Source organism: Serratia sp. D1N4 (assembly GCF_054552755.1).
Genome location: NZ_CM137274.1, coordinates 3247903 through 3261337, shown reverse-complemented (window position 1 = coordinate 3261337; position 13435 = coordinate 3247903). Strand labels below are relative to the sequence as shown.

Below are 13435 nucleotides of genomic sequence, written 5' to 3'. Positions count from 1 at the left end.
TATGATCACATAAACAGCAGTGCGGCAGAACCATCCCACACTGCGGCCAGTGTATAGACCAAAACCAGAAACAGCATGAAAGAAGTGTTGCTCATGGCGCGACCCTCATCGTGGAGTCTGTTGCGCATAAACCAAGTATAGCTTGTTATAGCAGATAGAAATGACAGTAAAATAACATTAGTATAAATTTTATACAGCTAAAATCTGTTGCTGGCGAATGGGTGAACGGCTGATTTTTTACTATAGTAATAACATGCAGATACCAATTATTGCAGATAACCCCCCGCTTTATAGGCCGCTTGGAGGTGGTATTTACCGGGGAATAGTGTGAGAGACAATCATGGGTTGGTGTCGGTGCTGTTGTTGGCTTGGTCGTTGTTTTTCTTTTAGTCAGAAAGTAAGTCGGGAGAGTAAAAATGGGCATCATTTCCTGGATCATTTTTGGTTTAATCGCCGGTGTTCTGGCTAAGTGGATTCTGCCAGGCAAAGATGGCGGCGGTTTTTTCATGACCGTCATCCTGGGGGTTGTGGGTGCGGTTGTCGGCGGCTATATCAGTACCTTTTTCGGTATGGGCCAAGTCGATGGCTTCAACCTGGGCAGCTTTGTTGTTGCGGTAGTCGGTGCTTTGGTGGTGCTGGTTATCTACAGAAAAGTCAGAAGCTGATCGAAGCTCGCTTAACAGTTAACAGGGTCGCTATGGCGGCCCTGTTCTTTTCACAGACGGAAACTTGCGGAGCCGCCCGCTAGTGCGTTAAGACAATCTTGCCAATATGGGCGCTTGATTCCATCAGCGTATGCGCCTGCGCTGCTTGTTCCAGTGGGAATGTCTTGAATATCTGCGGTTTCAGCGTGCCACGCTCCAATAACGGCCACACTTTCAACTCCAACTTTGCGGCGATCTGTGCTTTGTCTTCCACGCTGCGCGCCCGCAGCGTAGAGCCGGTGTGGGTGAGGCGTTTGAGCAACAAAGGCATCAGGTTCAGCTCTTTGGTCACGCCGTGCTGTGTCCCGATCTGCACGATGCGGCCATCCATGGCGGCAGCCTGATAATTTTTTGCCACGTAGTCACCCGCAATCAGATCGACAATCACATCCGCGCCTTTACCATTGGTGGCGCGTTTGGTCTGTTCGACAAAGTCTTCGCTGCGGTAGTTAATGGCCACGTCGGCCCCCAACGCCAGGCTGGCCAGGCGTTTCTCCTCCGAGCCCACGGTGGTAATGACGCGGGCGCAGAATGCTTTCGCCAGCATGGTGGCTACTGTGCCGATACCGGAAGTTCCACCATGAATCAGTACCGTTTCACCAGCTTGCAGATGGCCACGCTGAAATACGTTCACCCAAACGGTGAAGAAGGTTTCTGGAATGGCGGCGGCCTCGACCATGCTGAAGCCTTTCGGCACCGGTAGCGCGTTGCTTTCATGCACCGGGCAATATTGCGCGTAGCCGCCACCGGCGATTAGCGCACAAACCCGATCGCCTAGTGCATAGCGTTGCACGCCAACGCCCACCGCAACCACTTCTCCTGCGATCTCCAACCCCGGAATATCCGAAGCCCCCGGTGGTGGCGCATACTGCCCACGGCGCTGCATGACATCTGGGCGGTTAACCCCGGAAGCGGCAACTTTTACCAGAATTTCACCCGGCGCCAGCGTAGGGATGGGGCGTTCTGCGAGTTTCAGTACCTCGGGCTCACCAGGCTGGCTGATTTCGATAACTTTCATGATATTAGGGAGTTGTGCATTGGCTGACATACTGTTTTCCTTAGCGGGTAAATTGGGAACATGTCCGATTCAGTGAGACACCTGCGGTTCATCTTATAGAAATAACGGCGTCGTCATTAAGGAAATGGGGCGGTGTGGCAGAAAGAAGAACAGAGCCGCCGCAAGGGGCGGCATGGAATTAATCGTTCGGCGGAATGCGAAAACCTTTCAATGAGACGATAAAGTGCTCTTTTCCTTTAGAGATTTTAGCGCCTTTATCACACCACAAGCTGGCGAGCTGGAAGAAATCGTCACTGTCGATGTCATAGGCTAGCTCGATTTTTTTTGCGGTTCCTGAACGGATCAGCGTTTCTGCTTCCTGATGATTTACAGCTTTAACCATGGTCATAAGCGAAATCCTTGGTATTAACCGAGAGCGGGTAATCGCTGATTATCTTATGGGGGCATTGTGACGTTTTTGTGATGAAAAAATGACAGAGAGCCAAACTGTAGACTGGCGCAGGTTGGGGAAGTAGCGTGCTTCATGCTATGGTGAACGGCGCTACGCTAAAATCGAAGTGATTATGCAGTATGTTATTGAGCTCAATACCGATAACGCCAGCAAGAGAATGCTGATAATTTCGCCTGAAGGGGTTGAATACTGTGCGTTTGATCTCGTTTCTGCCCTCCTTAGGCAAAAAGAGTTGCTATTCCAAGCCGGGCATGAGTTAATGATTCCCGGCCTGTGGTACAGACCTATTTATGCACGACATTTTGAGTAAAGTAGTTCAAATTTAAAGCGTTATCCTTGATAGCTCTTCTCTGACGAATTTCCTTTCTAGTGCCTCCATAAGTAACTGATGACCGGCTATAACATGCCCATGGTGGCTTAAATTTAATATTGAAGGAATTAGACATGTCTAACATGATCAAAGGTCAAGTGAAGTGGTTCAACGAATCTAAAGGTTTTGGTTTCATTACTCCTGCAGACGGCAGCAAAGATGTATTCGTACACTTCTCTGCAATTCAGGATCAAGGTTTCAAGACCCTGGCTGAAGGCCAGAACGTACAGTTCTCTATCGAGAACGGTGCTAAAGGTCCGTCAGCGGCTAACGTTACCGCTATCTAATCGGCTCTTTGCTGATTAATAAAAACCCGCCTTGGCGGGTTTTTTTGTATCTGTAGTTTGGCCACAAGGCAAAAGCCCGTAGCACTGGGGAGCGAATAAAACCGCGTTGCCGTGCTCTGCTAAGCTTTAACGGTACTGAAAACACCGCCTGCAACTGGTGGAATCAGGGCGAAGTATCGCAGCGGTGTGATTTGCAGCCATGATAAATGATGAGGTGAACCATGAAAGTTAACGATCTGGTGACGGTGAAAACCGACGGTGGTGCACGTCGTGAAGGGGTTGTTCTAACAGTAGAAGTGTTTAATGAAGGAACGATGTATCTGGTGGCATTGGAAGACTATCCTGCCGGTATATGGTTCTTCAATGAGATTGACAGCCGCGATGGCACTTTTGTTGAACTGCGTTCAGCAGAAAACGAGTAAACCTCACCTTGCTGTGCCTGGCTTTTTCTAGAGGTTAATATTGCTGCGTGATATCGGAGTTAATTATCAAACGAGAATACCCGTCGCGATAGAACGTGTCAGTGCGAACAGGTATTTCAGTTTTGCTGGAGAAAGCCTCCAGTAGAGCGTCTACACGGCCTTACAGAGGTACCCCTGATAAAGTCGTGGCTGTTGCCTGTGTCAACGATTGTTAACGAATATGCCATTGGTCAATGTGTCGGTTAAACGAACAACATGATAAATAATCTGCTTGTTGTGCGTTTTGATCTTTCTTTTGATGTTTCCCTTATGAGAAGAGACCGTTTTCGCTTTGATCTGCATCTGATCGGAGATCTGAATGGTTCCCTGGCCGGACATCCACATGCGTAGCATATTGGATTCGGTCTGGCTGAGCGTTACCGGTGTCTGGTCAAGCGAGTTTTTTTCAGGGCGGCTGACTTTTTTCTCAAGATAGTGGTTGAGTAACCGGCTCATTGTTTCTGGTTTGATGGATTTTGACGAGATGATAACGTTTTTACGTACGTATAAATAATCGTCGAAATGTACATTAGTGATTGCCATGAAAATAAAGAATAACGTGTCAGGGTGCTGAGAAATCACCTGTTTTATTCTTTCTGTCGCATCGGCTTCATGTATGAAGCAATCTTCGTTCAAAAAAACCAGGTCGGGATTAATCTTAGTGCATTTTTCGTCCAAGCAATCGATACCGGTAGCGGTGTTGATATGACGCTTCTTCACACCGTGTGAAGTTAGATAATCAGTAAGTCCTAATCTGGTGTAACTGCATGAATCCATGATAATTGTTGGCATATAGCACCCCACTTAAACCTGTTTACTGCGGTAGTAATAAGAAAAGCCTGTGTTTTAAGGCTAAAAAGGTACAAAAAAATTGCATTTTATGGACACAAAGTTCTATCAATAAAACAGACACTACTCAATGTCTTTTCGGACTAAATTTTTTAATCCCATTAATCCATCAGTTTAGCTTAAGTCGCCTTATTATAGCGGATGATTAAATGTTCGCTCGCTATAGCCTTGAGTATCACTCAGCGATGAGTTTAGCAGTGTTAAATTTATCCGGTATTTCATGAGGGTTATTTCTACGTTAGTAAGATAATTATTAAAAAAATTCACATTTTAACTTTTGCTTAATCTCTGCTGTTTTTTTGCGCATGCGAAGCGTCTCTTATCATTATGAATTCGGATTTAACATTTAGGTTCAATTCATTATATCAATGTATTCGCCGTATTGATAATGATAATTCTTTCTATTTGGAGCGTTGAAGCCATTTCTTAAGCGATGAAAAGAGAAAAATTCGCATCGAGTAGCGCAATTTTTGTGCTTTAACCGTGATTTGATTGTACAAAACATTGATTTTTATAAACTATGGTGCGGTTTTAAGATAAAAATATTTTGCTTATTGTTGTGGGCTTAGGCAGGCGCTGGCAGCGTGATGTTGATAAAACGGGGGCTTTACGTCAAAAAATCAGGAGCCCGTTGGCAAGGGTGAGGCTTTGAGCAACACAGCGTTGCGGTAACACAACGCTGTCTTTTCTAATGATTAAGTGGCTTCTGGCCGACAGGTTTGCATTGATTCCAGTGCCAGAGTGATGTCCCGCTCCTCGGTCATCCAGTTCACCAGCGCAGCGCGAATGCCCGCCTGGCCATTATAGTGGGTAGGGGTACAACGTACCACGCCGTGCTGGTCCAAACGTGCAAGAAAACGATCGCGTGCGACTTCTGCATCACCTTCAACTTCCGTTAAGGCAAAGCACACGATGTTCAGGTTTACGGGGGCCAGCAGGCAGAAGCCTTCACTGGCCGCTAATCCATCCCCCAAACGGCGTGCCAGCCTGATATTACGTTCAACGATCTCCTGCATGCCGCTGCGGCCATAGGCTTTCAACGCCATCCATACCGGCAGGGCACGAAAACGCCGTGAGTTCTCGGGTGTCAGGTGCAGATAGTTATCCGGGCGCAAAGTTGGTGCCTCGAGATAAGCCGAATGGTTCTGGAATACCTGCATTTGCAGCGCCAGATGGCGGGTAAACTGAATGGCGCTGTCATAGGGAACGTTCATCCATTTGTGAGCGTCCACGGTGATCGAATCGGCCTGCTGCCAGCCTTGCAGCAGAGGCGCATAACGAGGGGAGCAGGCGGCTACGCCACCGAATGCGGCATCAACGTGCAGCCAGAATGGATAGCGTTCGCGCAGTGCCAGCAGGCTAGATAGATCGTCGAAGGTGGCGGTATTCACCGTACCGGCGCTGGCCAATACGATAGTGGGTTTACCTGGCGTTGCGGCAAGGTGTTGCTCTAATGCTGCGATGTCGATCGCTTCCGAGTCAGCCCGCCGGGCGATGCTTTTCAGCGCATCACGCCCGATACCGAGCATGCTGAGGGCTTTTACGCTGCTGGAATGGGCATTGGCTGAAAGCACCTGAATGGGGCCTAGGACTGCGAGCCCCTGCTGTGATACGTCAACCCCGTGCTGTTGCCCAAGCCATTGACGGCCGATGGCGATACCGACAAAGTTTGCCATGGTGGCACCGCTGACAAAACTGCCGCTGAAATCAGCAGGCAGATGCAGCAGGGTTTTTAGCTGTTCAATCGTGGCTAATTCAATGGCTGCGGCAATGGTGTCATGGCTAAGCAGGCTATTTTGGTCGGTTGTGCTAACCAGCCAGTCGGCCGCTAAAGCTGCCGGAGTACCACCGCCGGTGACAAAACCAAAGTAGCGTGGCCCGGCGCTGCCGGAGAATCCAGCGGCATAGCGCTGCCAGAAACTCTCCAGGGCTGCCATAGCGCCATGGCCTTCTTCCACCAGGATATTATCCTCGGTTCCAAGCTGCTGTTCAGCCAAGGGTGGACATACAGAGCGCTGCTCCAGCCCGGCGAGAAATCTTTGTGCCAGTTGGCTGGTGTGGTCGAGTATACGGGGGAAGTCGTCAAGATCTTGTTGTAAACGAGGGTGCATAGCTTGTCCTTGGTACACAGATAATGTAGGGCTATACCATAGAGAGTTTGCATTGGTGCTGATATCGATGAAAAATAGCCTTTTGTGATAGTAAGGCTAACCAATCATGAACGATCGTTTGCCGATTCATTTTTTACCGACCTTTATCATTGCCGCTCGGTTGGAAAATCTGCGCGCGGCTGCGCAACAGATACATCTGACCCATGGCGCTGTCAGCCAGCAAATTCAACAACTTGAACAGGCGATCGGCTGCCCATTGTTTGAACGCAGCGGACGCGGAGTGCGCCTGAACGCCGCCGGGCGCGAACTGTTGGCCGTTGCCGAACCGGCATTGTCAGCCTTGCAGCAAGGTGTCAATCGCGTCAGACGGATTGCGGCAAGCCAGACGCTGCGCATCAGCGTGCTACCCTCTTTTGCTCATTATTGGTTATTGCCCCGGCTGGCGGCTTTTCATCGCGTTTGCTCTGGGATCATACTGGATATTGATGCTTCACTGGCGGTACAGGATTTATCGCGCAAGGGTTTTGATGCCGCGATCCGCATGGGAGATGGTGTTTGGTCAGGCGTGCAGGCGCAGCGTATTGCTACAGGGGAAGTGGTGCCCGTTGCCACCCCAGAACTGGCTTTGCAATGGCAGGGCTCCTTCTCTAGCGTTGTCGGAGCACAGGTTCCATTACTTGAACATGATGCTATGCCTTGGCATGCCTGGTTTCATGCGCAGGGATACGCTGGCGGTGGCCAGCAAGTGGCACTGTTCAACGATGCAGGTCTGTTGATCCGTGCCGCTGAACAGGGATTTGGTATTGCCCTGGTGAAAACGGTGCTGGCGAGTGATTCGATTGCTGCGGGCCGTCTGGTGCCGTTGGCGGCGGCTCAGCACTTGGGGAATAACGATATTTATCTGGTATGGCCACATGCCACTGGCCTGACGCCCGCGGTTGAAGCCTTGTTGCATTGGTTACAGCAGCAACTGGGGTGAGGAGCATCATATATTGTATGTTGCCTACAATAGATATAATAAAATAAAGAGAATATTCAGTTTAATATTCGTTTAATAAACTATTCTTTACTTCATCACTTTACGTAACTATACTCCCTGCAAAATTTCAGTGGAGAAAATCAATTGGACAGTTGTAGTAGCAGCGAAATAATTAAGGCAAGCTGACCGATCTCCTTCTGATTTGTTGCTTGCCGAACACGGCGGGCAGCACCCTTCTCAAGTTATTCCGAGTTGTGCCAACCCGAACATCATTGTTGTACCTGAAGCTAAATCGCTTCGGGAGATTTGATTCGGATATTATTATGGTATTACATCGCCACAGCCTTTTCCCTCCAGGCACTAAAACGCTAATCCGCTGATTTATTTTCAGCGCAATTTTGCGTGTGCTTAAAAGCACATGATTCACCCTCCTGCTGTTTATTAAGGGGAAGATCATGGCTATGACTCCTTTTGTCTTGAATTTATTACTGGCGATGAGCCTGGGCGCAATTATTGGCGCCGAGCGGCAATGGCGCCAACGAATGGCTGGCTTGCGCACCAATGCATTGGTAGCGACCGGTGCTGCGGTATTTATCTTGAGCTCGGTCACCACTGAGCCTTCCAGCGCCGGGCGTATTGCCGCGCAAATTGTCTCTGGGATCGGCTTTCTCGGTGCCGGTGTCATTATGCGTGAAGGCCTCAATATCCGTGGGTTGAATACGGCAGCCACCCTGTGGTGCTCTGCGGCGATCGGCGTGCTGTGTGGTCTGGGTCAACACTGGGAAGCCGTACTGGCAACGCTGGTTATCCTATGTGCCAATATTCTGCTACGGGAAGCGGCGCAGCGCATTAATCTGCAACCGCAGCAACAGGCGGTCGATCTGGAATTGCGTTACCGCATTCTGGTGACCTGTGGCGAACAGGATGAAATCCTGGTGCGTACGTTAATTCTGCAGGCGTTGAATGGTGTGGCATTACGATTACAATCGCTACGCAGCGCCGATATTGCTATTCCTGGTCAATTAGAGGTGTGTGCGGAAATTATCGCTAATCCAGTCGCGCAGAAAGATATTGAAAGTATTGTCTGCCGCGTCAGTCTGGAAAGAAGCGTCAGTGCGGTGCATTGGCGTGTCGCTTCTGAATTGCCCGTTTAATTATTGTCAACACTCACCTATAAGGTGATAAGGAGCCATTATGGACGATCACCCCGGAGCTTTTATTATTCTGCGTTGTTAACGCAATAATAATTACGTTAACAGCGCTAATTCGATAAATTCCACTCTGTGCATATTCACCTGTTAATACAGGAGAGGCCAGCCTGTGCGCAGAGTAAAATAAGAGAATAGCGTTATGACCTATATTAAAGAAAAAGCACGTCGCCGTGATAAAAGCCGCGAACCTTATGCCATCGCGCTTGAGGCAAAGAACAGCCTCGATCAGACGCTGGCAAATTTGAACTGTAGCCGCACCGGATTAACCCAGGAAGATGCTCAAGAGCGTTTGCAACACTTTGGCACCAATCAGGTGGCCCACGAGAAAGCTCCCCATGCGTTGGTGCAATTAGTCAGCGCGTTTAATAACCCGTTTATTTTTGTCTTGATGGTGCTGGCGGGGATCAGTTTCTTTACCGACTATTGGCTTCCGGCCGGGCACGGTGAAGAAACTGAGCTCACCGGCGTGATCATCATTCTGGTGATGGTGACGCTGAGCGGTTTGCTGCGTTTCTGGCAGGAATACCGTACCAACAAAGCTGCCGAATCGCTGAAATCGATGGTGCGTACTACCGCCACGGTGTTGCGCCGCAGCAGTTTCAGCGCTCAGGCACTGGTAGTGGAAATCCCTATCCGTGAATTGGTTCCGGGTGACATTATCCAACTTTCCGCCGGGGATATGGTGCCAGCGGATGTACGTTTGCTCAGTTCTCGCGATCTGTTTATCAGCCAGGCCATCTTGACCGGGGAAGCGATCCCGATCGAGAAATATGACGCATTGGGTAGCGTCAGCCAGAAATCGACTGAAATCGATGCTTCCAGCGAAATTGAGTTGCTTGAACTATCGAACATTTGCCTGATGGGCACCAACGTTGCCAGTGGTACCGCATCGGCAGTGGTGGTAGCGACCGGTGGCCGTACCTATTTCGGTTCTCTGGCGAAATCGATCGTCGGTTCCCGCTCGCAAACCGCGTTTGATCGGGGGGTGAACAGCGTCAGTTGGCTGTTGATCCGCTTTATGCTGGTGATGGTGCCTATTGTCCTGCTGATCAACGGTTTCACCAAAGGGGACTGGTCAGAAGCTGCGCTGTTTGCACTGGCGGTGGCCGTTGGCCTGACGCCAGAAATGCTGCCGATGATTGTCAGTTCCAACCTGGCGAAAGGCGCTATTGCCATGGCGCGCCGCAAGGTGGTGGTCAAACGCCTGAATGCCATTCAGAACTTTGGGGCGATGGACGTACTCTGTACCGATAAAACCGGCACATTGACGCAGGATCGTATCATCCTTGAGCATCATCTGGATGTGAACGGCAACAAAGATAATCATGTACTGCATCTGGCCTGGTTGAACAGCTTCCATCAAAGCGGGATGAAAAACCTGATGGATCAGGCGGTGATCCGCTTCGGGCGTGGTAAACCGGGCGTTGAAGCGCTTGGGCGCTACAGCAAAGTGGATGAACTGCCGTTTGATTTCGTGCGCCGCCGCCTATCCATTGTGGTACAGGATGAAGAACAGCGTCAGTTGCTGATCTGCAAAGGGGCGGTGGAAGAGATGCTGGAAATCGCCACCCACGTGCGCGAAGGGCAGCAGGTGCTGGAAATTGATGATGCACGCCGCGCTGCTTTGCAGGCGCTGGCCTGCGAGTACAACGAAGATGGTTTTCGCGTGCTGGTGTTGGCCACCCGCGATCTGGGGCATGAAGGTTGCACGCTGCCACTCAGCGTGGCGGACGAGCGCGATCTGGTGATTGAAGGGCTGCTGACCTTCCTCGATCCGCCGAAAGAAAGTGCACAGGAAGCGATTGCGGCATTACAGGAAAATGGCGTAGCGGTGAAGGTGTTGACCGGCGACAACCCGGTGATCACCTGCAAGATTTGTCGTGATGTTGGGCTGGAGCCAGGGGAGCCGCTTTCGGGCTTGGAAATCGAACAGATGGATGATGTTCGGCTAGCGCGTGAAGTAGAACAGCGCACGGTATTCACCAAACTGACGCCGTTGCAGAAATCACGCGTACTGAGGATGTTGCAAGCCAACGGCCATACCGTCGGTTTCCTGGGGGACGGCATCAACGATGCTCCAGCGCTGCGCGATGCCGACGTGGGGATTTCCGTTGATACCGGGACTGACATTGCTAAAGAGTCGGCCGATATCATCCTGCTTGAAAAGAACCTGATGGTATTGGAAGAAGGGGTGATCAAAGGGCGCGAAACCTTCGGTAATATCGTCAAATACCTGAACATGACCGCCAGTTCCAACTTCGGCAACGTGTTCTCGGTCTTGGTAGCCAGTGCATTTATTCCTTTCCTGCCGATGCTGGCGATCCACCTGCTATTGCAGAACCTGATGTATGACATTTCCCAACTGTCGCTGCCGTGGGACAAGATGGACAAAGAGTTCCTGCGCAAACCCCGTAAGTGGGATGCTAAGAACATTGGCCGCTTCATGCTGTGGATCGGGCCAACATCGTCTATTTTCGATATCAGCACCTATGCCCTGATGTGGTTCGTATTTGCCGCCAATAGCATAGAGCATCAGGCACTGTTCCAGTCTGGTTGGTTCATTGAAGGGCTGTTATCACAAACGCTGGTGGTACATATGTTACGTACCCAGAAGATCCCGTTCATCCAGAGCACGGCAGCGTTGCCCGTGTTGCTGACCACTGGGCTGATTATGGCGCTCGGTATCTATATCCCGTTCTCACCGCTCGGGGCCTGGGTTGGGCTACAACCGTTGCCTTGGGAGTACTTCCCTTGGTTGGCGGCAACGCTGGTTAGCTACTGTGTGGTAGCACAGTTGATGAAACGTTTCTACATCCGCCGTTTCGGGGAGTGGCTATAACAATTTCTTCACCAGCAGACCTAACATAATGGTCAGCGTAAAAGAAAACAGCGTACCGAGTAGCACATACTCGGTACGCATTTTATCCCCTGTTTGCCGCAGATCGCCAAAGCGAAAAATAGACTTTGCTGCCAGCAGAAAACCGATGGCCGGTATCTGGCCGATCAGCACAAACGTCAGAATCAACGTCCTTTCCAGATAACCAATTTGCTTACCGGCGCGTAGCAGCGAATCATTATCGGCTTTGGCACTGAGCGGCATTTGCGGTGCCCAGTGCGCCAGTAGCTGCCCAATCAGAATACCCATTGGCGTATAAATCAGTAGATAGGCCAATAGCATCAGGCTAAGTTGCCAACCAGAAATCTGTTGCCATGCGGTATACAGCAATATGCCTGCATTGGGGCTGAGATGCAGCCACAGGCACAGGATAACGGCCAGATGCAAACTCTGGTCGAGTAAAAGACTGCCTACCGGGTTCATACGGGTTAGCCAAGTGACTTTCATCAAGTCGATCAAGTAATGGCTGATGCTGATTATCAGGAGAGTACTTAACACGTCTAGCGATGATAACCTGCCGTGCAGCAATCCAAATACAGAGATGACAAAGGCTGCTAGCGCACCATGTAGCAGGGCATGCAACAATAGGAAACGTGAACGGCTGCGATTTTGGGTTTTATCCTTGACCCAACTGAGTGGCTGTAAGGGAAAGTCGGTAACCAGATGCACGACCAGCAGCCAGATCAACAGTGGGGCGTAGGTTAAATCCATCATTAGGTTATCCTGTTTATCGCCGTGATAAATCGCATGATCTCTTCGAAGGCTGCTCGTTTTAAGGTGGCAGATATCGTTGAGGTGGCTTTCTGTAATGCTGTAGCTACGCCCTTGTTGGTGTCGGTAAACATTCGGGTCTGGACAATTTTAGCTTCGGTCTGTGACAAGCGGCCAATGACATGATCTAACATTGGCAGTAGATCGCTGACAATAACGTTGATTTTTTCATTGTCGGTTTTCAGAGCCAGATAGCAATTTTTTGCCATGTTATCCAGAGAGTTGCCGGAGTTGAGGAATGCGCTGCCATAACCGGCGTTTTTCGTCTGCCGGGTTCCCAGGCCAATCGCTAGCCGGGCATCCCAATGAACGGCATCTACCGCCCGCAGTGCTATGCGGATATACACTGCCAGAAATAATCCCTGGTTTGGCTTCGAAACTAGCTGGAAACTGTCACCGCGAAAGATGTTGTATTGCTGCAGGTAGTTGGCCTGTTGCAGTTCTGAGAGCAAACCATCGAGATGGGCGATGTAACTCGCTGTATCAACCTGCCGCGAATTCACCAAATCGCCGGTGATTACGCTGATTTGTGCTTTCATTTTTTGGCCAGCAAGAGAGGAAATCGTCACAATAAGTTCGCATCCAAAGGCGAATTTGTCAAATATTCGTATTTAAAGGCGAATTTTATAACAATTCGTCTCTGGATACGAATTTCTCCAGGCGATCGCCATCAGCCGTGATAGCTTTTTATTGGCTCTTAATGTGGATTTAACTTAACAGGGCTATATTAGGCGTAGATTGAATATTGAGACGAGAGGGGGGAGCATGAAACGTAAGTTTGCACCGAGTCAGATCTTTTTCCACTGGGCGATTTTTATTCTGGTGGCACTCACCTATGCCGTGATGGAGCTGAAAGGGATTGCCCCTAAGGGCAGCAATATGAGGGAGTGGATGAAAACGCTGCATTATACCTTTGGGATTACGGTACTGATCCTGATGTTAATGCGTGTTGCCCTCAAGTTTGCCTATAAAGACCCGGAGATCATACCACCGCCCCCACGCTGGCAGATCCGTTTAGCCAAAGCGACCCATGGCATTCTTTACCTGATGTTTATCTGCCTGCCGCTGCTGGGGGGCTTATCGCTATATTATGGCAACGTGGAATGGTCATTTCTCTCATATCCGATGCCGGTTGCGGGCCTGCCGAATACCGACATCCAGCATAATCTGAAGGAAATCCATGAGCTGGTTGCGGATGTTGGATACTTTATTGTCGGTATTCATGCGGTCGGAGCGCTGTTTCATCACTACATTATGCTGGATAACACCTTGATCAGAATGATGCCGGGTAAAAAGTAAAGGATCTAATGCGTTTAGCTCGCTGGGA

At 49.9% G+C, this 13435-nt stretch carries 13 protein-coding genes; 7 read left to right on the top strand and 6 right to left on the bottom strand.

Annotated elements, in window-relative coordinates; all coding sequences use genetic code 11:
- Positions 1 to 416: 416 nt before the first annotated feature.
- The gene (locus ACX1CU_RS14620) at positions 417 to 665 is read left to right on the top strand and encodes a GlsB/YeaQ/YmgE family stress response membrane protein (protein ID WP_459399016.1); all 249 of its coding nucleotides are present in this window, start codon (positions 417 to 419) and stop codon (positions 663 to 665) included.
- Positions 666 to 744: 79 nt separating this feature from the next.
- Here the strand turns inward: ACX1CU_RS14620 and ACX1CU_RS14615 are convergent, their stop codons facing one another.
- Positions 745 to 1752, bottom strand: coding sequence for an NAD(P)H-quinone oxidoreductase (locus ACX1CU_RS14615; RefSeq protein WP_459399015.1), 1008 nt, complete (start codon positions 1750 to 1752; stop codon positions 745 to 747).
- Between the two features lie 148 nt (positions 1753 to 1900).
- Positions 1901 to 2110, bottom strand: a complete 210-nt coding sequence (locus ACX1CU_RS14610; RefSeq protein ID WP_459399014.1) for a hypothetical protein — start codon at positions 2108 to 2110, stop codon at positions 1901 to 1903.
- A 507-nt stretch (positions 2111 to 2617) separates the two neighbouring features.
- On the opposite strand from ACX1CU_RS14610, the gene cspE reads away from it, so the two are divergent.
- Positions 2618 to 2830, top strand: coding sequence for a transcription antiterminator/RNA stability regulator CspE (gene cspE / locus ACX1CU_RS14605; protein WP_004946278.1), 213 nt, complete (start codon positions 2618 to 2620; stop codon positions 2828 to 2830).
- Between the two features lie 221 nt (positions 2831 to 3051).
- Positions 3052 to 3252: a protein DsrB gene (dsrB, locus tag ACX1CU_RS14600; RefSeq protein WP_459399013.1), complete on the top strand. Its 201-nt coding sequence runs from the start codon at positions 3052 to 3054 to the stop codon at positions 3250 to 3252.
- 201 nt (positions 3253 to 3453) lie between these two features.
- Here the strand turns inward: dsrB and rcsA are convergent, their stop codons facing one another.
- The gene (rcsA, locus tag ACX1CU_RS14595; protein ID WP_459399012.1) at positions 3454 to 4083 is read right to left on the bottom strand and encodes a transcriptional regulator RcsA; all 630 of its coding nucleotides are present in this window, start codon (positions 4081 to 4083) and stop codon (positions 3454 to 3456) included.
- 752 nt (positions 4084 to 4835) lie between these two features.
- Positions 4836 to 6251 carry a pyridoxal phosphate-dependent decarboxylase family protein gene (locus tag ACX1CU_RS14590; protein ID WP_459399011.1) on the bottom strand — a complete coding sequence of 472 codons (1416 nt, stop codon included), beginning with the start codon at positions 6249 to 6251 and terminating at the stop codon, positions 4836 to 4838.
- A 103-nt stretch (positions 6252 to 6354) separates the two neighbouring features.
- Between ACX1CU_RS14590 and ACX1CU_RS14585 the strand changes: the two genes are divergently transcribed.
- From ACX1CU_RS14585 to mgtA, 3 genes are all read left to right on the top strand, one after another.
- Complete coding sequence (locus tag ACX1CU_RS14585; RefSeq protein WP_459402819.1) at positions 6355 to 7230, top strand: LysR substrate-binding domain-containing protein; 876 nt, start codon at positions 6355 to 6357, stop codon at positions 7228 to 7230.
- A 455-nt stretch (positions 7231 to 7685) separates the two neighbouring features.
- Complete coding sequence (locus tag ACX1CU_RS14580) at positions 7686 to 8384, top strand: MgtC family protein (RefSeq protein WP_459399010.1); 699 nt, start codon at positions 7686 to 7688, stop codon at positions 8382 to 8384.
- Positions 8385 to 8580: 196 nt separating this feature from the next.
- The gene (gene mgtA / locus ACX1CU_RS14575) at positions 8581 to 11280 is read left to right on the top strand and encodes a magnesium-translocating P-type ATPase (protein WP_459399009.1); all 2700 of its coding nucleotides are present in this window, start codon (positions 8581 to 8583) and stop codon (positions 11278 to 11280) included.
- On the opposite strand, the gene ACX1CU_RS14570 is transcribed toward mgtA, so the two are convergent.
- A complete protein-coding gene (locus tag ACX1CU_RS14570; protein ID WP_459402818.1) occupies positions 11275 to 12048 on the bottom strand; it encodes a DUF3307 domain-containing protein in 774 nt (257 codons plus the stop codon). The two genes, mgtA and ACX1CU_RS14570, sit on opposite strands and share 6 nt — an antisense overlap.
- A gap of 2 nt (positions 12049 to 12050) precedes the next feature.
- The gene (locus ACX1CU_RS14565; protein WP_459399008.1) at positions 12051 to 12647 is read right to left on the bottom strand and encodes a hypothetical protein; all 597 of its coding nucleotides are present in this window, start codon (positions 12645 to 12647) and stop codon (positions 12051 to 12053) included.
- A gap of 226 nt (positions 12648 to 12873) precedes the next feature.
- Between ACX1CU_RS14565 and ACX1CU_RS14560 the strand changes: the two genes are divergently transcribed.
- Positions 12874 to 13407, top strand: coding sequence for a cytochrome b (locus tag ACX1CU_RS14560; RefSeq protein ID WP_459399007.1), 534 nt, complete (start codon positions 12874 to 12876; stop codon positions 13405 to 13407).
- Positions 13408 to 13435 lie beyond the last annotated feature (28 nt).

Coding starts and splice junctions, on each gene's coding strand:
- ACX1CU_RS14610 (WP_459399014.1), bottom strand. CDS start 2,110: ATGACCATGGTTAAAGCTGTAAATCATCAGGAAGCAGAAACGCTGATC.
- ACX1CU_RS14565 (WP_459399008.1), bottom strand. CDS start 12,647: ATGAAAGCACAAATCAGCGTAATCACCGGCGATTTGGTGAATTCGCGG.
- ACX1CU_RS14620 (WP_459399016.1), top strand. CDS start 417: ATGGGCATCATTTCCTGGATCATTTTTGGTTTAATCGCCGGTGTTCTG.
- dsrB (WP_459399013.1), top strand. CDS start 3,052: ATGAAAGTTAACGATCTGGTGACGGTGAAAACCGACGGTGGTGCACGT.
- mgtA (WP_459399009.1), top strand. CDS start 8,581: ATGACCTATATTAAAGAAAAAGCACGTCGCCGTGATAAAAGCCGCGAA.
- ACX1CU_RS14580 (WP_459399010.1), top strand. CDS start 7,686: ATGGCTATGACTCCTTTTGTCTTGAATTTATTACTGGCGATGAGCCTG.
- rcsA (WP_459399012.1), bottom strand. CDS start 4,083: ATGCCAACAATTATCATGGATTCATGCAGTTACACCAGATTAGGACTT.
- ACX1CU_RS14560 (WP_459399007.1), top strand. CDS start 12,874: ATGAAACGTAAGTTTGCACCGAGTCAGATCTTTTTCCACTGGGCGATT.
- ACX1CU_RS14615 (WP_459399015.1), bottom strand. CDS start 1,752: ATGTCAGCCAATGCACAACTCCCTAATATCATGAAAGTTATCGAAATC.
- ACX1CU_RS14590 (WP_459399011.1), bottom strand. CDS start 6,251: ATGCACCCTCGTTTACAACAAGATCTTGACGACTTCCCCCGTATACTC.
- cspE (WP_004946278.1), top strand. CDS start 2,618: ATGTCTAACATGATCAAAGGTCAAGTGAAGTGGTTCAACGAATCTAAA.
- ACX1CU_RS14570 (WP_459402818.1), bottom strand. CDS start 12,048: ATGGATTTAACCTACGCCCCACTGTTGATCTGGCTGCTGGTCGTGCAT.